Raw genomic sequence first — 21,787 nt, forward strand, 5'->3', positions numbered from 1 at the left:
ACGACCTCAGTAGCTTCGAGGCAGGCCCAGCGAGGTCTGCGCGACGAAGTTGAGGATCATCTCCCGGCTCACCGGTGCGATCCGCGCCAGCCGGGACGAGGTGACCGCCGCGGCGATGCCGTACTCCTTGGTCAGGCCGTTGCCGCCCAGTGACTGCACCGCCTGGTCGACCGCCCGCGTCGATGCCTCGCCTGCGGCGTACTTGGCCATGTTGGCCGCCTCGGCCGCGCCGAAGTCGTCGCCGGCGTCATAGAGCGTCGCCGCCTTCTGCATCATCAGCTTGGCCAGCTGGATCTCGATGTGGTTCTGGGCCAACGGGTGTGACAGACCCTGGTGCGAGCCGATCGGGGTCTTCCACACCTGGCGGGTGGTGACGTAGTCGACGGCCTTGCCGATCGCGAAGCGGCCCATGCCGACCGCGCTGGCCGCGCCCATGATGCGCTCGGGGTTCAGGCCCGCGAACAGCTGCGCGATGGCGGCGTCCTCCGAGCCCACCAGTGCGTCGGCCGGCAGCCGGACGTCGTCAAGGAACACCTGGAACTGGCGCTCGGGGCTGACCAACTCCATCTCGATCGGCGTGTAGGTCAGTCCGGGGGTGTCGGTGGGCACCACGAACAGCGCGGGCCGCAGGTTGCCGGTCTTGGCGTCTTCGCTGCGGCCGACCACCAACACGGCCTGCGCCTGGTCGATGCCGGAGATGAAAGTCTTCTGGCCCTTGAGGATCCAGTCGGACCCGTCGCGGCGCGCGGTGGTGGTGATCTTGTGCGAGTTCGATCCGGCGTCGGGCTCGGTGATGGCGAACGCCATGGTCAGCGAGCCGTCGGCGATACCGGGGATCCACCGCTTCTTCTGCTCGTCGGTGCCGAACTTGGAGATGATGGTGCCGTTGATGGCCGGTGAGACGACCATCATCAGCAGCGCACAGCCGTTCGCCGACATCTCTTCCATGACTAGCGACAGCTCGTACATTCCGGCGCCGCCGCCGCCGTACTCCTCTGGCAGGTTGACGCCGATGAAGCCGAGTTTGCCTGCCTCGTTCCACAGTTCGTCGGTGTGCTCACCGGCGCGGGCCTTCTCCAGGTAATAGTCCTGGCCGTAGTTGCGGGCCATCGCTGCGACCGACTCGCGCAGTGCGCGCCGTTCGTCGCTTTCGATGAAGCTGGTGTCGCTCTTGGAATCGGTCACAGTGGATCTCCTTCTGCTTGCGCTATTTCGGATTGTTCGACACGGGCCAGCACGGCGCCGACCTCTACTTGGTCGCCCGGCTTGACGTCGAGTTGAGTGAGCACGCCGTCGGACGGCGCGCTGATGGTGTGCTCCATCTTCATGGCTTCCAGCCAGATCAGTGGCTGGCCCGCGCTCACCTGGTCGCCGACCGCGGCACCCAGCCGGATCACGTTGCCGGGCATGGGCGCCAGCAGCGATCCCTGCGCGACCGCCGACTCTGGATCTCCGAATCGGGGCAACGCCACCAGGTGGACACCGCCGGCGGGGGAATCGATGTAGACATCCGAGCCGTAGCGGGCGACGGTGAACGTGCGGGCGACGCCGGCCGGATCGGCCAGCACCACTTCATCGGGAGCAGACGAAACCAGGGTGACTTCGGCGCCGTTGACAATCAATCCCGTTCGGGTGAAACGGTATTCGATACGGTGCTCGGTGCCGGCGTCGTCGAGGTAGCCCTTGGACTGAAAACCCGAGGCCAGATTGCGCCAACCGCCGGGAATGGAGCCGAACACCTGCGCGGTGGCCCGATTGTGCGCGGCGTCGGCCAGTGCGGCCGCGATCGCACTGGTCTGCACTGTGGCGGCGTCGGCCAGTGGCGCCGACAGTTCCGCCAGACCGTGGGTGTCGAAGAACGCCGTGTCGGTGAGCCCGTCCAGGAAGGCCGGATGGCGCAGCACGTTGACCAGTAGGTCGCGGTTGGTGCGAAGTCCGTGCAGCCGGGTTCGCGTCAGCGCGCCGGCCAACACGGTTGCGGCCTGCCGGCGGGTCGGCGCGTAGCTGATCACCTTGGCCAGCATCGGGTCGTAGTGGATGGACACCGTCGACCCGCCGACGATGCCGGAGTCCAGCCGGACGCCGGTGCGCCGGGACAGTGTTTCGAACTGTGCCGCCACGCCCGGGATCTCGAGGGCGTGCACGAGCCCGGCCTGCGGCTGCCAGCCGTGCGCGGGGTCTTCGGCGTAGAGGCGTACCTCGATCGAATGACCTTGGGCGGCCGGTGGTTCAGCGTCCAACCGGGCCCCGTCGGCCACCGCGATCTGCAATTCGACCAGGTCGAGGCCGGTGGTCTCCTCGGTGACCGGATGCTCGACCTGCAGCCGGGTGTTCATCTCCAGGAAGTAGAACTCACCGCGGGAGTCGGCCAGGAACTCCACGGTGCCCGCGCCGGTGTAACCGATCGCGCTCGCAGCCAGCCGGGCGGCCTCGAACAGCTTGGCGCGCATCCCGGGGGTGCGTTCCACCAACGGCGACGGCGCCTCTTCGATGACCTTCTGGTGGCGGCGCTGAATCGAGCATTCCCGCTCGCCGATCGCCCACACCGTGCCGTGCTGATCGGCCATCACCTGCACCTCGATGTGGTGCCCGGTCGGCAGATAGCGCTCGCAGAACACCGTCGGGTCACCGAACGCCGAAGCGGCCTCGCGCTGGGCTGCTTCCACTTCGCCTGCCAGGGCAGACAATTCGCTGACCACCCGCATGCCGCGGCCACCGCCGCCGGCGGAGGCCTTCACCAGCACCGGCAGTTGGGCGGCGGTGACGGTGGCCGGGTCGAGTTCTTCGAGAACCGGCACGCCCGCGGCGGCCATCATCTTCTTCGACTCGATCTTGGAACCCATCGAGGTCACCGCGGCTACCGGCGGTCCGATCCAGGTCAGACCGGCGGCCTGCACGGCGGCGGCGAAGTCGGCGTTCTCGGAAAGGAATCCGTAGCCGGGGTGGATGGCGTCGGCGCCGGCGGCCTGAGCCGCGGCGATGATCGCCTCGGCGGACAGGTAGCTGGTGGTCTCCGGCAGACGCACCTTCGCGTCGGCTTCGGCCACGTGCGGCATACCCGCATCGGGGTCGGTGTAGACCGCGACGGTGCCCAGGCCCAGGCGACGGCAGGTGGCGAAGACCCGTCGGGCGATCTCGCCGCGATTGGCCACCAGAACGGTGCTGATCATCGGAGTCCTCACATCCGGAAGACGCCGAAGTTCGACGTCCCCTCGATCGGGCCACTAGCGATGGCGGACAAACACATTCCCAATACGGTGCGGGTATCGCGCGGGTCGATCACGCCGTCGTCGTAGAGCATCCCCGACAGCACGAGCGGCAGCGATTCGGCTTCGATCTGGCCTTCGACCATGGCGCGCATGGCGGCGTCGGCCTGCTCGTCGACCTGCTGTCCGCGGGCCTCGGTGGCCGCCCGGTTCACGATGGACAGCACGCCCGCGAGCTGCGCCCCGCCCATCACCGAGGACTTGGCCGATGGCCACGCGAACAGAAAACGGGGATCGTAGGCGCGCCCACACATGCCGTAGTGCCCGGCGCCGTAGGAGGCGCCCAGCAGCAGCGAGATGTGTGGGACCGTCGAATTGGATACGGCGTTGATCATCATCGAGCCGTGCTTGATCATGCCGCCCTCTTCGTAGTCCTTGCCCACCATGTAGCCGGTGGTGTTGTGCAGGAACAACAACGGGGTGTTGGAGCGGTTCGCCAACTGGATGAACTGGGTGGCCTTCTGGGATTCCTCGCTGAACAGCACGCCCCGAGCGTTGGCCAGGATGCCGATCGGATATCCGTGTAGCCGTGCCCAACCCGTCACCAAGGATGACCCGTAGAGCGGCTTGAACTCATCGAAGTCGGAGCCGTCGACGATCCGGGCGATCACCTCGCGCGGGTCGAACGGGACGCGCAGGTCGGCGGGCACGATGCCGATCAGCTCGTCGGAGTCGAACAGCGGCTCGGTCACCGGCTGTGGTTTCGGGCCCTGCTTGACCCAGTTGAGCCGTGCCACGATCCGTCGACCGATCCGCACCGCGTCAAGCTCGTCGTTGGCGAGGTAATCGCCCAGTCCTGAAGTGCGCGAGTGCATCTCGGCGCCGCCGAGTGATTCGTCATCGGACTCTTCGCCGGTGGCCATCTTCACCAGCGGCGGTCCGGCCAGGAATACCTTGGATCGTTCCTTGATCATCACCACGTGATCGGACATGCCGGGCACGTAGGCCCCGCCGGCGGTGGAGTTGCCGAACACCAGCGCGATGGTCGGGATGCCGGCGGCCGACAGTCGGGTCAGGTCGCGGAACATCTGACCGCCCGGGATGAAGACTTCCTTCTGGGTGGGCAGATCCGCTCCGCCGGATTCCACCAGCGAGATCACCGGAAGCCGGTTCTCCAACGCGATCTTGTTGGCCCGCAGGATCTTGCGCAGCGTCCACGGATTGGACGTGCCGCCCTTAACCGTCGGGTCGTTGGCGACGATCATGCACTCCACGCCTTCGACCGCGCCGATCCCGGTGACCAGGCTGGCCCCGACCTGGAAGGCGCTGCCCCAGGCAGCCAGTGGGCACAGCTCCAGGAAGGGTGAGTCGGCGTCGATCAGCGCCTCGATGCGTTCCCGGGCGGTGAGCTTGCCGCGGGAATGGTGGCGCTCGACGTACTTGGGTCCGCCGCCGGCGAGTGCCTTGGCATGCTCGGCGTCGATCTCGGCGAGTTTGTCGTTCAGCGCCTCCGCCGCCTCGGTGTAGGCGGAGGACGTCGGATCGAGAGTGGATCTGAGTGTGCTCACGATTGGTATCCCAGCGTCTTGGCGGCCAGCGAGGTCAGGATCTCGGTGGTTCCACCGCCGATGCCGATGATGCGCATGTCCCGATACTGACGCTCCACCTCGGACTCGGCCATATAACCCATGCCCCCGAACAGCTGCACCGCCTGGTTGGCCACCCACTCACCGGCCTCTACCGCGGTGTTCTTGGCGAAACACACCTCCGGGATGAGGAACGCTTCACCGGCCAGCTGCCGCTCGACGACGTGGCGGGTGTAGACCCGGGCCACATCGATGCGGCGGGCCATCTCGGCCAGGGTGTTCTGTACCGCCTGCCGCGAGATCAGCGGCTTGCCGAACGTCTCCCGGTCCCGGCACCACGCCAGGGTCAGGTCCAGGCAGCGCTGCGCGCTGGCATAGGCCTGCGCGGCCAGCCCTACCCGCTCGGAGACAAATGCCGCGGCGATCTGGGCGAAGCCGGTGTTCTCGACACCGACCAGGTTGGCGACCGGCACCCGGGCGTCGACGTAGGACAGCTCGGCGGTGTCCGAGGAGCGCCAGCCCATCTTCTCCAGCTTGCGACTCACCTCAAACCCCGGCGTGCCCTTCTCGACCACCAGCAGCGACACCCCGGCCGCCCCCGGCCCACCGGTGCGCACCGCGGTGACGACATAGTCGCCGCGCACCGCGGAGGTGATGAAGGTCTTGGAGCCGTTGACCACGTAGTGGTCGCCGTCCAGGCGCGCGGTGGTGCGCAAGTGCCCGACATCCGAGCCGCCGCCGGGCTCGGTGATGGCCAGCGAACCGATCTTCTCGCCGGCCAGCGTCGGGCGGACGAACTCCTCGATCAGCCGAGCGTCGCCCGAGGCGATCATGTGCGGTACCGCGATACCGCAGGTGAACAGGGAGGCGAACACCCCGCCCGGCGCCCCGGCCTGGTGCATCTCCTCGCAGACGATCACCGCGTCGGCGCCGTCGCCGCCACTGCCGCCGACTTCCTCGGGGAAACCCGCCCCCAGCAAGCCGACTTCGGCAGCCTTGCGGTGCAGTTCGCGCGGCAGTTCGCCGGAGCGTTCCCACTCATCGACGTGCGGCAGAATCTCGCGCTCGACGAATCCACGCACGGTCTTACGCAGAGCCTGGCGCTCGGCGGTATTCCAGATACTCACAGTTCCCCTTCTGACAGCAGCTGCTCGGGTATCTCGAGATGACGGCTGCGCAGCCATTCGCCCAGCCCCTTGGCCTGCGGATCGAATCGAGCCTGGTAGGCCACGCCCTGCCCGAGGATGTCCTCGATGACGAAGTTCACCGCGCGCAACTTCGGCAACAGGTGCCGGGTGACCGGCAACTCGGCGGTCTCCGGCAGCAGTTCGCGCAGCTTTTCCACGGTCAACGTGTGCGCCAGCCAGCGCCACTGCGCGTCGGTGCGCACCCAGACCCCGACGTTGGCCGAGCCGCCCTTGTCGCCGCTGCGGGCGCCGGCGATCGTCCCCAGCGGCACCCGACGGCTCGGGCCGGCTGGGAGCGGCTCGGGCAGCTCCGGCTCGGCGGCCGGTGCGAGTTCCAGGGTCTGCGCGGCGGATGGGATGTCCACCCGGGTGCCGTCGGCGTGCACCGCGACGTGCGGCACCTGCGTGGCATCGACATAGCCGGGGGTGAAGACCCCGTAGACCTGGCCGTCACCGGGCGGGGCGGTGACGCAGAACCCGGGATAGCTGGCCAGTGCGAGCTCGATGCCGGCTGCGGAGAACTTGCGGCCTACGTTGGCCGGGTCCGGGTCGCGCACCACACAGTGCAGCAGCGCGCTGGCGGTTTCCTCGGTGTCGGCGTCGGGGTGGTCGGTGCGCGACAACGTCCACTCCAGTTCGGCCGGCCGCACGGTCATGGCCGCCTCGAGCTGGGTGCGCAGCAGTGCGGCCTTGGCCTCGATGTCCAGGCCGGTCAGCACGAAGGTGGTGGAGTTGCGGAAGCCGCCGATGCTGTTCAGCGACACCTTGTAGGTCGGTGGGGGCGCCTCGCCGGTCACGCCGGAGATCCGCACCCGATCCGGGCCATCGGCCGACAGTTCGATGCTGTCCATGCGGGCGGTGACGTCGGGGTTGGCGTAGCGGGCGCCGGTGACCTCGTAGAGCAGTTGGGCGGTCACGGTGTCGACGCTGACCAGCCCGCCGGTGCCGGCGTGCTTGGTGATCACCGATGACCCGTCGGCGTGGATCTCGGCGAGCGGGAATCCGGGGTGCAGCATCTGCCCGGTGGGGATCTCGGTAAAGAAGGAGTAATTGCCGCCGCTGGCCTGGATGCCGCACTCGATGACGTGGCCGGCGACTACGGCACCGGCGAGCTGGTCGTAGTCGGTGCGGCTCCAGCCGAAGTGCGCGGCGGCGGGTCCCACGATCACCGACGCGTCGGTGACACGACCGGTGATCACCACGTCGGCGCCGCCGGTCAGACACTCGGCGATGCCCCAGGCGCCCAGGTAGGCGTTCGCGGTCAGCGGGGTCCCCAGTCCCAGCGCTTCCGCACGGGGGAGCAGGTCATCACCTTCGACGTGGGCGACGCGGACCGGAACGCCCAGGCGCTGCGCCAGCTCGCGCACCGCGTCGGCCAGGCCGGCCGGGTTGAGGCCGCCGGCGTTGGCAACGATGCGAACGCCCTGGTCGAGGGCCAGTCCGAGGCACTGTTCGAGCTGGGTCAGGAAGGTCTTGGCGTAACCGCGCTCCGGGTTCTTCATCCGGTCGCGGCCCAGGATCAGCATGGTCAGCTCGGCCAGGTAGTCGCCGGTGAGATAGTCCAGCTCCCCACCGGTGAGCATCTCGTGCATTGCGGCGTGGCGGTCGCCGTAGAACCCCGAGCAGTTACCGATTCGAACGGCTGCTGTCATCCCCAAATCCCATCCCTCAACCAACCGGTAGGTTAGCCGGTACCGACGGTGCCGCGTCAAGGCGCATCGTCACCGATCGGAGCTATTTTGGAGCCGACGCTGGTCACCGGCTATCCTTTCGGATAGTCCCGCCGCTGGTATCGAAGCGGCACTATGCCAACAACAGGAGAGGCTCGACCATGGCCGTGCCGAAACGCAGGATGTCGCGTGCGAACACTCGTAGTCGCCGCGCGCAGTGGAAGGCTGAGGCAACCGGCCTGGTCAACGTGACGGTCGCTGGCCGCGCGCACAAGGTGCCGCGTCGCCTCCTCAAAGCCGCACGCTTGGGCCTCATCGACCTCGATCGCCGCTAAATAGGTACCGACACGACCGGCTCCTGACCCTCCAGATCGCCTTTCGGATGATTGGATAGCACCCATGGCTACCCGGGTACTGGTTGTTGATGACGATCGCGCTGTGCGCGAGTCGTTGCGCAGGTCTCTGTCGTTCAATGGTTACTCGGTCTCGCTGGCCACTGACGGCGTCGAGGCGCTCGAGGCGATCACCAGCGACCGTCCGGACGCGATGATCCTGGACGTCATGATGCCGCGGCTGGACGGACTGGAAGTCTGTCGTCAGCTGCGTAGCACCGGTGACGACCTGCCGATCTTGGTCCTGACGGCCCGAGACTCGGTGTCCGAGCGGGTCGCCGGCCTCGATGCCGGCGCCGACGACTACCTGCCGAAGCCGTTTGCGCTGGAGGAACTGCTGGCGCGGATGCGGGCGCTGCTGCGCCGCACCACCGCCGAGGACCTGTCCGAGTCCGTCGCGATGTCGTTCGAGGACCTGACGCTGGACCCGGTGACCCGCGAGGTCACCCGCGGGGACCGGCAGATCAGCCTGACCCGCACCGAGTTCGCCCTGTTGGAGATGTTGATCGCCAACCCGCGTCGGGTGCTGACCCGCAGCCGGATCCTCGAGGAGGTGTGGGGCTTCGACTTCCCCACCTCGGGCAACGCGCTGGAGGTCTACATCGGGTACCTGCGTCGCAAGACTGAGGCCGAAGGTGAGCCGCGGCTGATCTACACCGTGCGCGGGGTGGGTTACGTGCTGCGCGAGACTCCTCCCTGATGCAATCCTTCCGCCGTCGACAGGGTGAAGAGGCGAAGAAGACCTCCCTGTCGCTGCGCTGGCGGGTGATGCTGCTGGCGATGTCGATGGTGGCATTGGTGGTGGTGTTGATGGCGGTGGCCGTCTACGCCGTGATCTCGGCTGCGCTCTACAACGACATCGACAACCAGTTGCAGAGCCGCGCGGAGATGCTGATCGCCAGTGGTTCACTGGCTGCCGATCCCCGCAAGGCGATCGAGGGCACCGCCTACTCCGACGTCAACGCCATGCTGGTCAACCCGGGCCGGTCGATCTACACGGCCAATCAGCCCGGTCAGCGGCTTCCGGTCGGACAGCAGGAGAAGGCCGTCATCCGCGGCGAGCTGTTCCTGTCGCGCCGCACCGCATCCGGTCAGCGGGTGCTGGCCGTGCACCTGCCCAATGGCAGCACGCTGCTGATCTCCAAGAGCTTGGCGCCCACTCGGGCGGTGACGATGAAGCTGCGGTGGGTGCTGCTGGTCGTCGGCGGGGTGGGTGTCGTGGTGGCCGCGGTGGCCGGCGGCATGGTCACCAGAACCGGGCTCAGACCGGTGGGCCGCCTGACCGAAGCGGCCGAACGTGTGGCGCGCACCGATGACTTGAGACCGATCCCGGTCTACGGCAGCGACGAATTGGCTCGCCTCACCGAGGCGTTCAACGCCATGTTGCGGGCCCTGGCCGAGTCGCGGGAGCGGCAGGCGCGACTGGTCGCCGACGCCGGACATGAGCTCAAGACCCCGTTGACTTCGCTGCGCACCAACGTCGAGCTGCTGATGGCGTCCGCGGCTCCGGGGGCCCCGCAGTTGCCGGAGGAGGAGATGGCCGAACTGCGTGCCGACGCAATCGGTCAGATCGAGGAATTATCAACGCTGGTAGGCGATTTGGTAGACCTCACTCGCGACGACCAACGTGAGGTCGCCTACGAGCAGGTCGACATCACTGAGGTCGTCGACCGCAGCATGGAGCGGGTCCGGCGGCGCCGCAACGATATCGAGTTCGACATCCAGGTCGTTCCCTGGCACGTGTACGGCGACGCCGCGGGTCTGTCGCGTGCGGTGCTCAACCTGCTCGACAACGCGGCCAAGTGGAGTCCTGCGGGCGGAGTCGTGGGTCTGCGAATGCGACAGCTCGACCCCACGCACATGGAGATGGTCGTGTCGGACGAGGGGCCCGGAATCCCGGAGAGCCAACGGGAATTGGTCTTCGAGCGCTTCTACCGGTCGGACTCCGCACGCGCCATGCCCGGATCCGGGCTGGGGCTGGCGATCGTCAAACAGGTGGTGCTCAAACACGGTGGGTCGATCACCATCGGCGAGACCATCCCCGGCGGGCATCCGCCCGGGACATCGTTCCGGATGGTGCTGCCCGGCGGTCCGACATCGGCGGAAATGCCTGTCGGAGCAGTCACAGGCGCTTCTCAGTCCACGTAGGCATGGTGGTGAGGCAACGTCGCCGCAGTCGTGTCCCTAGGAGTAGGCAACCAACATGACGAATTACCCCGGGTACCTCCCGCCGCCTCAGCAACCGGAACGGTCCAACCCGGCCGGCGCGGCGGCGGGGGACCAACGCGGACAGTCCGGTTACCCGGGTCGGCCCGCGCAGGGTTCGTACCCGCCGCCCTACGACTGGCGTTACGCCCCGCACCAGGGGCAGCAGCAGTCCGCCTATCGATCCGCCTATGACGCCTCCTATGGCCGTCCCGGTGGTCCGGGTGGTCCGGGTGGTCCGGTTGGGGCACAGCCGAAGCGTTCCCGCACCGGTTTGGTGGTGGGGGCGGTAGCGATCGCGGCGATGTCCGGCGTGATGGGCGGTGTGGTCGGTTCGGCATTGCACTCCGATCACAAGCCGGCCGCCACCGGAAGCCACATGCCGAGCATTCAGGCCCCGGGTGTGCCGGCTGCGGTGAATCTGCCGGACGGCTCGGTGGAGAAGGTCGCGGCGAAGGTGGTGCCCAGCGTCGTCATGCTGGAGACCGATCTGGGCCGTCAGTCCGAGGAGGGCTCGGGCATCATCCTGTCGGCCGACGGGCTGATCCTGACCAACAACCACGTGGTGGCGGCCGCTGCCGCCAAGCCCGACCCGAGCACCAAGCTTGACCCGGGCGGCAAGCCCGACGGAGCTCCCAAGGGCGCGCCGAGGACCACGGTGACCTTCGCCGATGGCCGCACCGCGCCGTTCACCGTGGTGGGCACGGACCCGGCCAGCGACATCGCCGTGGTGCGCGTTCAAGGCGTCTCGGACCTGACCCCGATCACGATCGGCTCCTCAGCGGACTTGCGGGTGGGCCAGAACGTGGTGGCGGTCGGGTCGCCGCTCGGCCTGGAAGGCACCGTGACGACCGGGATCGTGAGTGCCCTCAACCGGCCCGTCTCCACCAGCGGCGAAGCCGGCAACCAGAACACGGTGCTCGACGCCATCCAGACCGATGCCGCCATCAACCCCGGAAACTCGGGCGGTGCGCTGGTCAACATGAACGGCGACCTGGTCGGGATCAACTCCGCGATCGCCACCATGGGCGGCGATTCCGCCGAAGCGCAGAGCGGTTCGATCGGGCTCGGCTTCGCGATTCCGGTGGATCAGGCCAAGCGGATCGCCGACGAACTCATCAACTCCCCGGACCACACGGCGTCGCACGCTTCGCTGGGGGTGCGCGTCACCAGCGAGCGCAGCCTGCACGGCGCCAAGGTGGTCGAGGTGGTGCCCGGGGAGGCGGCCGCTAAGGCCGGTCTGCCCGAGGGGGCGACGGTGACGGCGTTCGACAAGCGCCCCATCGGCAGCGCTGACGCGCTAGTGGCCGCGGTGCGCTCCAAGGCGCCCGGCGACCAGGTGACTCTGACCTACCTGGACGCGGGCGGAGCATCCAAGACCGCGCAGGTCACGCTGGGTAAAGCGCAGCAGTGACGGGTTGGTGACTCCGGTGTCGGAATCCGGATATACGGTTGCACCCATGGAGCAGTCCCGAGAACTCGCCGGCCGCGCCCTCGTCGTCGTAGTTGACGACCGCACCGCCCACGGCGATGAGGACCACAGTGGCCCGTTGGTCACCGAATTGTTGGCCGAAGGTGGATTCATGGTCGACGGTGTCGTCGCCGTCGCCGCCGACGAGGTGGAGATCCGCAACGCGCTGAACACGGCGGTGATCGGCGGGGTGGACCTGGTCGTTTCGGTGGGCGGGACCGGGGTCACCCCGCGCGACGTCACCCCCGAGGCCACCCGCGAGCTGCTGGACCGCGAGATCCTCGGCATCGCCGAGGCGCTGCGGGCCTCGGGGCTGTCCGCCGGCATCGCCGACGCGGGGCTCTCGCGTGGTCTGGCCGGCGTCTCGGGCAGCACCCTGGTGGTCAACCTGGCTGGGTCCCGGGCGGCGGTCCGCGACGGGATGGCGACACTGAACCCGCTGGCAGCGGCGATCATCGGCCAACTGTCCAGTCTGGAGATCTAGGCGACCATGCCCGGACTCGAAGAGCACCAGTCGTCGTCGGACGAACGCGATCCCGACGAGGCTCGCGAGGCCGAAGAACGCGAGCGCTGGTTGCGGGACAACATCCCGCCGCATCACGGTTGAGGTTCGACTTCGCGAAATCCCCCGTACGGACTCCGCAGCGGCTATTACGGTTCGCCGTAGGCGGCGTGGCGCCGCTTCGCAGTGCATCCGTACGGAAGGGGAGTTGCGGTGCTCAAGGGATTCAAGAATTTCCTGATGCGCGATGACGTCATCACGGTAGCCATCGGTCTGGTGGTGGCGCTGGCGTTTTCCAACCTGGTCAAGGCCTTCACCGACAGCGTGATCAACCCGCTGGTCTCGGCCGCGCAGCCCGACACGTCCGGGCTGGGGCTGGGTTACCAATTGGGAGCCGAAGGCAACGAGGCGACGTTCATCGACCTCGGGGCGTTCATCTCCGCGATCATCTACTTCATCGTCTTCATGGCCACGATCTACTTCCTGATCGTGTTGCCCTACAAGCACATCCAGAAGCGCCGCGGGAACACCGTGTTCGGCGACCCGGCACCGACCAAGACCTGCCCGGAGTGCAAGTCCGAAATCGCCGCCGACGCCAACAAGTGCAAGTTCTGCGCCAGCGTGCAGCCCGCCACCGCCGCATAGCGGTTTCAGCGCAGGGTCAGGGTGACGGCCTGACCGAGCGTGGCGCCGGCCACTGCCACCGCCGCGGTGGCCGGCAACGCCACCAGGACCACCCGATCGTCGTGATTGTGCTTGTCGGACACCAGCACCACGATCCCGCCGCTGGCGAGCACCCGGGCGGCACCCGGCGGGCCGGCGACATCCTCGGTGGCGGCCGTCACGACGTCGACCACGTCGCCGGGGCGCACCAGATCGATCAGTGCGGCATCGGCCGGATGCACGCCCACGATGCGGGCGTCGGGCCCGGCGGCGGCCTCGGTGAGCCGGCGGCCCAGCACGCGGACATCGGTGAGTATCTCGCCGCGGCGGGCCGGAGCCGCCAGCGTGGACTGCACCACCGCGGTCAGATCAGTGGCCGCACCGTCGGGAACTGTTTGAGCCGAACGACTTTCGAGGGAGACGTCGTCGAGAGTCAGCGTTGAGCCGGGCGCGATGTCGCGGCTTGCCACCACGACGTCGAGCCGGTCGCCTTGCGGGTTGGAGCGCAACGCCGTGACGCCGGCCAACACCACGAGGGCTCCTGCGGCCACTCGCCGCGCCCGCACGGTGCGAGTCCAGTCCGGACGTAGTGCCAGTGAGATCCGGCTGATCAGGGTGGGGTTGAGCGAGTCGCCCATCCCGTCACGCTAGGCGGCCGGCGCATAACGGATCATCGGCCGGGGGGCCGGGCTGTGGATAACGAACTACGCCGAGGTGGTCGCCGGTGCCGACGACGTGGTGCTGGCCTTGGCGCTGTCGCTCGACTTGGTGCCGCTATCGGCCGACTTGGTGCCGCTGTCGCCCGAGCTACTGCCCGAGTCACTCGACGTCGAAGAGCTGGCGGAGCTGCTGCCATTGCTGGAACCGTTGGACGTTGACTTCCCAGACTTGCCCGCTTCGCGGCTGTCGTTGCGGTAGAAACCGCTGCCCTTAAAGACCACGCCGACCTTGCCGAAGATCTTGCGCAGCCGACCGTTGCAGTCCTCGCAGGTGGTCAGCGCATCGTCGGTGAAGGCCTGGACCACGTCGAAGCGGTTGCTGCACTCGGTGCAGGCATAGCTGTAGGTGGGCACGTGAACCTCCGTGGATCGAACAATCGGCTTAGCACTCTACCGTGCTAAGTGCTAGAACCACTATGTGGCCTTCCTCATTCCAAGGCTTTCGGGGCCCCCGCGACGTCAGCCCAGTGCCACCAGACCCAGTCCGGGCGTCACGGCATGCGTCATCGGCACGTCGTGGGCCTCCGCGGGCAGCTCGTCGAGAAGCTCCGCGTCGCGAACCACCGCTACCAGCGGAATCTGCGGCCTGCGCCACTGCAGCGAGCGGTCATAGAAACCGGCGCCGCGCCCCAGCCGCGCGCCCCGGCGGTCGACGGCCACCGCCGGCACCACGATCAGGTCCGCCTCGGCCAGCGCGTTGGCGGGCAGCCACGGTTCCGGTGGTTCGAGCAGGCCGAACCGGGCGGTGGTGAGGTTTTCGGGCCGGTACTCGCCCCACAGCAGCGCCATCGGGGTGCCGTCGTGCTCGGTGCGCACCACCGGTAACAGCACGCGCGCGCCGCGACGGGCCAGGCCGGCGAGCATCGCGGTCGATCCGGGCTCGCTGCCCACCGGCACATAGGCGCAGACCGTGGTGGCGTCGCCCGCGACCCGTTCCAGGTGCTCGGCCAGCGCTGCGGCCTCGGCATCGTGCACATCTGGGGGTACCGCGCGTCGGTCGGCGAGCAGCCGCGCCCGCAACGCGGACTTGGCGGCCACCACCGCGTCGTCGGTCACGGCAACCAGACTGTCAGCAACGGCTCGCCCACCGCCAGCCGAAGAGGTGAAGTGGATTGCGGTTATCGTGTGAGCAATGCCCACGCCGAAGGTCCCGATTCCGCGCACCGCCATTGTGCCCGCGGCAGGTTTGGGCACCCGTTTTCTGCCCGCGACCAAGACCGTGCCCAAGGAGCTGCTGCCGGTTGTGGACACCCCCGGCATCGAGCTCGTCGCTGCCGAGGCGGCCGAAGCCGGTGCCGAGCGGTTGGTGATCATCACGTCCGAAGGCAAGGACGGCGTGGTCGCGCACTTCGTCGAAGACTTGGTGCTCGAAGGAACGCTCGAGGCTCGCGGCAAGAAGGCGATGCTGGCCAAGGTGCGCCGCGCCCCGCAGTTGATCAAGGTCGAGTCGGTGGTGCAGGCCGAGCCGCTGGGCTTGGGGCACGCCATCAGCTGTGTCGAGCCCACCTTGTCCGACGACGAAGATGCCGTCGCGGTCCTGCTGCCCGACGACTTGGTGCTGCCCACCGGTGTGCTGGAGACCATGTCGAAGGTGCGTGCTCGCCGGGGCGGCACCGTGCTGTGCGCGATCGAGGTCAGCCCGGAGGAGGTCAGCGCCTACGGCGTCTTCGACGTCGAGCCGCTGCCCGATGGCGATAACCCGGACGTGATGCGGGTCAAGGGGATGGTCGAGAAACCCAAGGCTCAAGACGCACCGTCGATGTATGCCGCGGCGGGCCGCTACGTGCTGGACCGGGCCGTGTTCGACGCGTTGCGGCGCATCGACCGCGGGGCCGGCGGCGAGGTGCAGCTCACCGACGCGATCGCGCTGATGATCGCCGAAGGCCATCCGGTACACGTCGTCGTGCACCGGGGGTCGCGACACGACCTGGGAAATCCGGGCGGCTACCTCAAAGCTGCGGTTGACTTTGCCCTGGACCGCGATGACTACGGTTCGGATCTGCGCCGGTGGTTGGTGGCGCGGCTGGGCTTGGCGGAGAACTGAGCCGACGTCTGCGGAGAATCGGGCCTCGGCTGCAATGGAGAAAGGCACACCGTGCGTTCGGTTGAGGAGCAGCAGGCCCGGGTTTCGGCTGCCGCCGTGGCGCCCCGCCCGGTCCGGGTGGCGATCGCCGAGGCGCAGGGCTTGATGTGCGCTGAAGAAGTGGTCGCCGAGCGGCCGATGCCCGCATTCGACCAGGCCGCCATCGACGGTTACGCGGTGCGCAGCGTCGATGTCCTGGGCGCCGATGCGATCGGCGACAGCTCCGACGGGGCCGGCCGCGATGGTGCCTCCAACACCGTGGTCACTTTGCCGGTACTGGGCGTCATCGAAGCCGGTGCCCGCACACCGACTCGGCTGCAACCCAAGCTGGCCACCCGGATCCAGACCGGGGCGCCCATGCCCACCCTCGCCGACGCGGTGCTTCCGCTGCGCTGGACCGACGGCGGGACCTCCCGCGTGCGGGTGCTGCGTGGCGTACGCCCGGGCGACTATGTGCGTCGGGTCGGCGACGACGTGCAGCCCGGCGATGTCGCGGTGCGCGCCGGCACGGTGGTCGGGGCGGCCCAGGTGGGGCTGCTGGCCGCCGTGGGCCGTGATCGCGTGCTGGTCCACCCGCGCCCCCGGCTATCGGTCATGGCGGTCGGCGGCGAACTGGTCGACGTCAATCGCACACCCGGCAACGGGCAGGTCTACGACGTCGACTCCTACGCGCTGGCCGCGGCCGGTCGGGACGCGGGCGCGGAGGTCAATCGGGTCGGCATCGTCAGCAATGACCCCAAGAAGCTGCGCGAGACGGTCGAGGGACAGCTCAACCGTGCCGAGGTGGTGGTGATCGCCGGCGGGGTCGGGGGTGCCGCGGCCGACGAGGTGCGCGCGGTGCTGGCCGATCTCGGTGACATGGAGGTCGCCCGGATCGCGATGCACCCCGGTTCGGTGCAGGGCTTCGGCCAGCTTGGCCCCGAAGGGGTACCGACGTTCCTGTTGCCCACCAACCCGGTGAGCGCGCTGGTGGTGTTCGAGGTGATGATCCGGCCGCTGATCCGGCTGTCGCTGGGCAAGCGTGAGCCGATGCGCCGGATGGTGCAGGCCCGCACCCTCGGGCCGATCGCTTCGATGCCCGGCCGCAAGGGGTTCCTGCGCGGCCAGCTGATGCGTGACGAGGACACCGGCGAGTATCTGGTGCAGGTGCTCGGGGCCTCTGGCGGCACCGCGTCGCATCTGTTGGCCACGTTGGCCGAGGCGAACTGTCTGGTGGTGGTTCCCGAGGAGGTCGAGCAGATCGGCGCCGGCGAGTTGGTGGACGTCGCCTTCCTGGCTCAGCGGGGCTGAGCCCGAGTCCATGTTGGTCAATCTGTGGCCGTTCAAAGCCGTTGAGCACCCCGGCTGGCCGAGTGTGCTTGGGCCCCTGCGGGTCCCGGCGGGCGTCATCCGGCTGAGGCCGGTGCGGATGCGTGATGGTGTGGCGTGGAGCCGGATTCGGCTGGCCGACCGCGCCTACCTGGAGCAGTGGGAACCCAGTGTGGAGGTGGACTGGGTGACCCGGCACGGCAGCGCCTCCTGGCCGCCACTGTGTTCGAGTCTGCGCACCGAGGCCCGCTATGGGCGGATGCTGCCGTACGTGATCGAGCTCGACGGCCGATTCTGCGGCCAGCTGACGGTGGGCAACATCGCCCACGGGGCGCTGCGCTCGGCCTGGATCGGTTATTGGGTGTCCAGCGCGGTGGCCGGCGGGGGAGTGGCCACCGGGGCGGTGGCGCTCGGGCTCGACCACTGCTTCGGGCCGGTGCGGCTGCATCGGGTGGAGGCCACCGTCCGGCCGGAGAACGCGGCCAGCCGGGCGGTGTTGGCCAAGGTCGGCTTCCGCCAGGAAGGGCTGCTGCAGCGCTACCTCGACGTCGACGGGGCGTGGCGCGACCACCTGCTGGTGGCGATGACGATGGAGGAGGTCAACGGATCGGTGACCTCGGCGCTGATTCAGTCCGGCCGGGCCGCGCGGGCCTGACGATATTCGGGCGACCTGTTACCCGTGTGGTAGTTGTGACTGACGAGGTCAGCGAGTAAATTACAACTGTGTAATTGGTTCGGCGCGTCGTCCGAGGTCGTGTGGCTCTCACACCTAGCCTTGGCTCGGAAAGGAGCAGGCCAACCATGCCCAGCATCCCGCAATCTTTGCTCTGGATCTCACTGGTCGTTCTCTGGCTGTTCGTACTGGTGCCGATGCTGGTCAGCAAGCGTGACGCGGTCCGTCGTACCAGCGACGTGGCCTTGGCGACCCGGGTATTGACCAGTGGGTCCAGCGCCCGGCTGCTCAAGCGCGGCGGCCCGGCCACCGGCCACCGCAGCGACCCCGATTGGCAGCACAGCGTCGACGATATCGACGAGGCCGACGACATCGATGACGTCGACGAGGTCGAGGGCGAACCCGCCGAGGGTGGCTCGCGAGTGTTCGTCGCCGCTGCCGCGGTATTCGTCGCCTCGTCGGAGCCGCAGGTCGGCGAGCAGGCTGAACTCGACTACTTGGACGTCGACGTTGTGGCCGACGACTCCGACGAGCTGCCGCTGTCGGACGCGGGTCTGGCCGCCGAGGTTGAGGCCGAGGCGCGTGCCGAAGCTGAAGCTCGGGCCGCCGCTGAGGCGGAGGCCCGCGCTGCGGAGGAGGCCGCCATGGCGGCCGAGGCCCTGGCGGCCAAGGCGGAAGCCGAAGCAGACGAAGAGGCCGGCGAAGAGGCCGCCGAAGAGCCTGCTGCCGAGGGCGAAGCCGAAGCCGAAGCCGACGGCTACGAGTACGAATACGTCGAGGACAGCTCCGGGCTGGAGCCCGCGGCGGAATCCACCCGGGCGGGCGCAGCGGGTCTGTCGGCCCGCGGTCGTCGGCCCCGTATCGACACCGCTGCGGCCGTCAGCGCGCGCAAGTACGAGTTCCGCAAGCGGGTGTTGATGTCGCTCGCGGTCGTGCTGGTGCTCTCGGCGCTCACCGCCTTCACCGTGGCGCCCACCGCGTGGTGGATCTGTGGTGGCGCCGCGGGTGCGACGGTGCTCTATCTGGCCTACCTGCGCCGTCAGACCCGTATCGAGCAGCAGGTGCGGGCGCGCCGCGCGCGGCGCGCCCAGCGGCCGCGTATGCAGCGCGAGAGTGTCCACACCGACGCGTTCGAGGTGGTGCCGTCACGGCTGCGCCGCCCGGGTGTGGCGGTGCTGGAGATCGACGACGAGGACCCCGTGTTCGAGCACCTGGAGTACACATCCAGTGCCGACCGGTACGGATGGCGCGCCGACCTGGCGCGCGCGTCCGGTCAATAGGTCTCGGTTTCAGGGCACGGGCTAGGGGCTGGTAATCTCCTAGCGGTCAGGGGCTATAGCGCAGTTGGTAGCGCGTCTCGTTCGCATCGAGAAGGTCAGGGGTTCGATTCCCCTTAGCTCCACAGAGTTTGTGAAGATCAGGTCGTCGCGCCCGGTCAGTTCAGCCGATCGGCCTTGCGTACATGTTGATCCGCCAACATCGCCGCGATTTCGAACAGTCGTAGCCGGCTCTGGGGGCGAAGCCCGTTCTGCGTGTCGATAATGCCGCCCTGGGCAAGGTGCGAGTCGTACGGCATGTATTCGGCATGGATCTCGGCCTCGGTGAACAGATCGGTGAGGTAGCGTCGCGCATTCGGCGTGGCGTGGTTCCGGCTGTTGTTGAGGATGACCATCGAACGCGCCAACAGGTCGTCGTAGTCCATGGCGCGCAGCAGATCGATGGAACGGGCGACCGGCAGTGCGGTATCGCCGGTAAGTCCGGACACAAAGATCAACGCGTCGCAGGTATTGAATACCGCCTTCATCACCGCATGCTCCAGATTGTCCGATGTGTCGATCAGGACGACCTGGTGAGTGCGGCGAAGACGGGCCACCGCTTCGTTCAGCATCGACGGAAAGAGCGGACGCGGCTGGTCGGACGTTCGATTGCCCGACAGCACATCCAAACCGATGTTGTTGTGGCCGAGATGTTCCCGGATATCGGTGTAGCCCCGAACGTCGATCTTGGTGATGATCTCGGTGTAGCCGTCAGGTGAGCGCGTGTCGATCCGGTCGGCCAACGTCCCGAAGCCCGGTGTGGCGTCGATCGCCACGACGTTGTCCGATCGACATTCCCGGAATATGCCGCCGATACAGGTGGTCATCGTGGTCTTGCCGACGCCGCCTTTGCCGGAGACCACGCCGATCACCAAGTTTTTGTGCATCCGCTGACCGATCTGGTCGCGGAGTGCACGGAAATGCTGTTCAAGAGGCGATTCCCCGGCATTGATGCCGTGGAACGAGGCGGCATAAACGAATCGGCGCCAGCCGGAGGCCGGTACGGCTTTCCGTGGCTCGGGCAGATCCGGCATATGCAGGATTTCGGAGATCGGGTAATAGCGGCGGGGACGGCGGCTCGCCTCGTTTCCAATCCGGTGCGCGCCTGCCCGATTCGGACGCCGATGCGAACCCCGTTCCGTGCCGGCAGCGTCCCAATCGGGCAGCTGCGGTGACGGTCGGTGCAGGTCGGTCACGCTGCATTAGTAGCACGGGTGGTCAAGTGCTTATCACCAATCTTGGTCAGCACAACAGAACTGTTTGCCGGCCGTTACAGTTCTGCAGCTGATCCGCTACGGTGACGGTCCCGGGGTTCGGATCGGTGTGCTATTCCCGCCGGATCCGGGTGGTATTACGGGTGTGCGACGACGTACGTCGGGTTGTTCAGTTCGGAGCTGAGTTCTGTGAGGTCGAAGGGACGATCTAGCCGCGCACGCAGCGCCGTGGGATCGATCAGCAGGTCAATCTCGGCCGTCTGTCGGGCGATCAGCCGTCCGATCAGCGGGTAGATACGGCGCATGATCGCCCGCTCTCCGGCCGTGCAGCGTGAAGCGCAGTAGCCGACATGGCCGATCTCGTCGGTCAGAATCTCGCTGTAGAGCAAGTTGATTCGTTCGGCCACGTCGGGTTCGTCGGCAAACAGCGCGGTGCCGGCACGACGTAGCTCGTCGAACATGATGCAGCCCGCCATCTCGGCCGCGCCGACGAACAGGAAGCCGAGTCGCTCGGGGGTGAACACCCCGGTTTTGACGAACTGCCGCATGACGAACGGCGGGGGAACAACTTGAAAGGGCAGGCCGAAAACGTCGAGCGCGTACGCCAGCAGTCTGGTGTGGTAGTGCTCTTCCAGTTCGAGGTAGACGTTCTCGGGTGGTCGATCGTGGTCGCTGTTGCGTCCATAGGTCTCGCCCAGACCGACGCCGAATCGTTCGGCCTGGTTGAGTTTCGCTGTCGCCAGCAGAAACAGCATGGTGCGGTCCAAGCCGGGCTCGGGCCGCCTGCTGCGTAGGTTGCGAAGAAAGGTCGGTCGGTCAATGGCTTTCGCTGACCGGACGGGATTGGCTTCAAGGCGACCGAAGAACTCTTCGCGATTGGCCAATCGCCGGTTGAGCAGGTCTGCCTCCCCGTCGCGCTCACGCAAGTAGTCGCGGTAGCCGTCAATTCCGGTGCCGTTCATCGGATCTCCATTCCTTTGACGATCGTTGACACGTACCGATCCAGCAGCGCCGGGTCGTGGGCTCCGGTGGACAACAATGCGAAAAGCCCAGTAAGGAAGAATGTCCCGAGTTCGGCGGCGTCGCTTTCCTGGGGAACCTGGTTTGCGGCCTGCGCCCGCTCGATGAGGTCGACCAGGAACTCCGCGAGCGGATGCTGTGTCAACTCGTCCTCGACCGGACGGGTCGAGGAGAAATGCAGGCCGAGCATGTCTTGGAAGACCTCTGCGCCCAACCGCTGCTTGGCGCGCAGGGCATGTTGGACAAGCTGGGAAAGTACCGACGCCAGGTCGCCGTCGGCGTCGGCGAGTTCGCCGATGATCCGCCGCTCCTCGTTGCGTTCGACCTCGATAAGGACGTGCTCCTTGGTTGGAAAGTGAAAGTAGAAGGTGCCCCGGGCCACGCCTGCTGCGCTGGCGATGGCGCTGACGTCTGCGCCGGCGAGTCCGTACTGGCGGATCTCTGACACCGCGGCCTCGAACAGGCGCGACCTCGTTTCGAGGCGGCGGGCTTCGCGGGCACCGCTGGCTGGCGATCGGGTCTTCTTGACTGCCCGGGGGGTCGTCATGGTCGAACGCTAGCAACTGTCATTG

Annotated in this window: 21 protein-coding genes and 1 tRNA gene; 11 read left to right on the forward strand and 11 right to left on the reverse strand. The window is 67.6% G+C overall.

Annotated elements, in window-relative coordinates; genetic code table 11:
- Positions 1-6: 6 nt before the first annotated feature.
- From ACKY0X_RS04775 to ACKY0X_RS04795, 5 genes are read right to left on the reverse strand one after another with little or no spacing between them, the layout of a single operon-like run.
- On the reverse strand, positions 7-1,185 hold the full coding sequence (locus ACKY0X_RS04775; RefSeq protein ID WP_409428520.1) for an acyl-CoA dehydrogenase family protein: 1,179 nt from the start codon (positions 1,183-1,185) through the stop codon (positions 7-9).
- Complete coding sequence (locus ACKY0X_RS04780; protein ID WP_409428521.1) at positions 1,182-3,170, reverse strand: acetyl/propionyl/methylcrotonyl-CoA carboxylase subunit alpha; 1,989 nt, start codon at positions 3,168-3,170, stop codon at positions 1,182-1,184. Before ACKY0X_RS04780 ends, ACKY0X_RS04775 begins: the two co-directional genes overlap by 4 nt.
- Before the next feature lie 8 nt (positions 3,171-3,178).
- Complete coding sequence (locus ACKY0X_RS04785; protein WP_409428522.1) at positions 3,179-4,774, reverse strand: acyl-CoA carboxylase subunit beta; 1,596 nt, start codon at positions 4,772-4,774, stop codon at positions 3,179-3,181.
- The gene (locus tag ACKY0X_RS04790) at positions 4,771-5,919 is read right to left on the reverse strand and encodes an acyl-CoA dehydrogenase family protein (RefSeq protein ID WP_409428523.1); all 1,149 of its coding nucleotides are present in this window, start codon (positions 5,917-5,919) and stop codon (positions 4,771-4,773) included. Before ACKY0X_RS04790 ends, ACKY0X_RS04785 begins: the two co-directional genes overlap by 4 nt.
- The gene (locus ACKY0X_RS04795; protein WP_409428524.1) at positions 5,916-7,631 is read right to left on the reverse strand and encodes an acyclic terpene utilization AtuA family protein; all 1,716 of its coding nucleotides are present in this window, start codon (positions 7,629-7,631) and stop codon (positions 5,916-5,918) included. Before ACKY0X_RS04795 ends, ACKY0X_RS04790 begins: the two co-directional genes overlap by 4 nt.
- A gap of 179 nt (positions 7,632-7,810) precedes the next feature.
- Here ACKY0X_RS04795 and rpmF point away from each other — a divergent pair, with 179 nt between their 5' ends.
- The 6 genes from rpmF to ACKY0X_RS04825 all read left to right on the forward strand — a co-directional run bounded on the left by rpmF (position 7,811) and on the right by ACKY0X_RS04825 (position 12,864).
- Positions 7,811-7,984 carry a 50S ribosomal protein L32 gene (gene rpmF, locus ACKY0X_RS04800; protein WP_024442852.1) on the forward strand — a complete coding sequence of 58 codons (174 nt, stop codon included), beginning with the start codon at positions 7,811-7,813 and terminating at the stop codon, positions 7,982-7,984.
- Between the two features lie 64 nt (positions 7,985-8,048).
- Positions 8,049-8,741 carry a response regulator transcription factor gene (locus tag ACKY0X_RS04805; RefSeq protein WP_024442851.1) on the forward strand — a complete coding sequence of 231 codons (693 nt, stop codon included), beginning with the start codon at positions 8,049-8,051 and terminating at the stop codon, positions 8,739-8,741.
- Positions 8,741-10,189, forward strand: a complete 1,449-nt coding sequence (locus ACKY0X_RS04810) for an ATP-binding protein (protein WP_409428525.1) — start codon at positions 8,741-8,743, stop codon at positions 10,187-10,189. The genes ACKY0X_RS04805 and ACKY0X_RS04810 overlap by 1 nt, the downstream gene beginning before the upstream one ends.
- A gap of 55 nt (positions 10,190-10,244) precedes the next feature.
- Complete coding sequence (locus ACKY0X_RS04815) at positions 10,245-11,660, forward strand: S1C family serine protease (protein ID WP_409428526.1); 1,416 nt, start codon at positions 10,245-10,247, stop codon at positions 11,658-11,660.
- A 46-nt stretch (positions 11,661-11,706) separates the two neighbouring features.
- Positions 11,707-12,201, forward strand: a complete 495-nt coding sequence (locus tag ACKY0X_RS04820) for a molybdenum cofactor biosynthesis protein B (RefSeq protein ID WP_046285144.1) — start codon at positions 11,707-11,709, stop codon at positions 12,199-12,201.
- A 231-nt stretch (positions 12,202-12,432) separates the two neighbouring features.
- Positions 12,433-12,864 carry an MscL family protein gene (locus ACKY0X_RS04825; RefSeq protein WP_046285143.1) on the forward strand — a complete coding sequence of 144 codons (432 nt, stop codon included), beginning with the start codon at positions 12,433-12,435 and terminating at the stop codon, positions 12,862-12,864.
- Positions 12,865-12,869: 5 nt separating this feature from the next.
- Here ACKY0X_RS04825 and ACKY0X_RS04830 read toward each other — a convergent pair whose 3' ends face one another.
- The 3 genes from ACKY0X_RS04830 to ACKY0X_RS04840 form a co-directional block, all read right to left on the reverse strand.
- Positions 12,870-13,520 carry an SAF domain-containing protein gene (locus ACKY0X_RS04830; protein ID WP_409428527.1) on the reverse strand — a complete coding sequence of 217 codons (651 nt, stop codon included), beginning with the start codon at positions 13,518-13,520 and terminating at the stop codon, positions 12,870-12,872.
- A 66-nt stretch (positions 13,521-13,586) separates the two neighbouring features.
- Complete coding sequence (locus ACKY0X_RS04835) at positions 13,587-13,955, reverse strand: FmdB family zinc ribbon protein (protein WP_409428528.1); 369 nt, start codon at positions 13,953-13,955, stop codon at positions 13,587-13,589.
- Between the two features lie 105 nt (positions 13,956-14,060).
- On the reverse strand, positions 14,061-14,657 hold the full coding sequence (locus tag ACKY0X_RS04840) for a 5-formyltetrahydrofolate cyclo-ligase (RefSeq protein ID WP_409428529.1): 597 nt from the start codon (positions 14,655-14,657) through the stop codon (positions 14,061-14,063).
- 76 nt (positions 14,658-14,733) lie between these two features.
- Between ACKY0X_RS04840 and ACKY0X_RS04845 the strand changes: the two genes are divergently transcribed.
- The 5 genes from ACKY0X_RS04845 (at position 14,734) to ACKY0X_RS04865 (ending at position 19,067) form a co-directional block, all read left to right on the forward strand.
- A complete protein-coding gene (locus tag ACKY0X_RS04845) occupies positions 14,734-15,645 on the forward strand; it encodes a UTP--glucose-1-phosphate uridylyltransferase (protein ID WP_409428530.1) in 912 nt (303 codons plus the stop codon).
- Positions 15,646-15,696: 51 nt separating this feature from the next.
- On the forward strand, positions 15,697-16,974 hold the full coding sequence (glp, locus tag ACKY0X_RS04850; RefSeq protein WP_409428531.1) for a gephyrin-like molybdotransferase Glp: 1,278 nt from the start codon (positions 15,697-15,699) through the stop codon (positions 16,972-16,974).
- A 10-nt stretch (positions 16,975-16,984) separates the two neighbouring features.
- The gene (locus ACKY0X_RS04855) at positions 16,985-17,647 is read left to right on the forward strand and encodes a GNAT family N-acetyltransferase (protein ID WP_065039221.1); all 663 of its coding nucleotides are present in this window, start codon (positions 16,985-16,987) and stop codon (positions 17,645-17,647) included.
- Between the two features lie 146 nt (positions 17,648-17,793).
- A complete protein-coding gene (gene glpR / locus ACKY0X_RS04860) occupies positions 17,794-18,945 on the forward strand; it encodes a gephyrin-like molybdotransferase receptor GlpR (RefSeq protein WP_409428532.1) in 1,152 nt (383 codons plus the stop codon).
- 49 nt (positions 18,946-18,994) lie between these two features.
- Positions 18,995-19,067 (forward strand) — tRNA-Ala (locus ACKY0X_RS04865).
- A gap of 33 nt (positions 19,068-19,100) precedes the next feature.
- Here ACKY0X_RS04865 and ACKY0X_RS04870 read toward each other — a convergent pair.
- From ACKY0X_RS04870 to ACKY0X_RS04880, 3 genes are all read right to left on the reverse strand, one after another.
- Positions 19,101-20,177, reverse strand: coding sequence for a MinD/ParA family protein (locus tag ACKY0X_RS04870; protein WP_234784649.1), 1,077 nt, complete (start codon positions 20,175-20,177; stop codon positions 19,101-19,103).
- A gap of 155 nt (positions 20,178-20,332) precedes the next feature.
- Positions 20,333-21,157 (reverse strand): hypothetical protein, encoded by an 825-nt coding sequence (locus ACKY0X_RS04875; protein WP_409428533.1) that lies wholly within the window; start codon positions 21,155-21,157, stop codon positions 20,333-20,335.
- Positions 21,154-21,762, reverse strand: coding sequence for a TetR/AcrR family transcriptional regulator (locus ACKY0X_RS04880; RefSeq protein ID WP_409428534.1), 609 nt, complete (start codon positions 21,760-21,762; stop codon positions 21,154-21,156). Before ACKY0X_RS04880 ends, ACKY0X_RS04875 begins: the two co-directional genes overlap by 4 nt.
- Positions 21,763-21,787: the final 25 nt, after the last annotated feature.

Origin of the sequence: Mycobacterium sp. SMC-11 (assembly GCF_046250095.1) — a bacterium.
Classification (GTDB): domain Bacteria; phylum Actinomycetota; class Actinomycetes; order Mycobacteriales; family Mycobacteriaceae; genus Mycobacterium; species Mycobacterium heraklionense_A.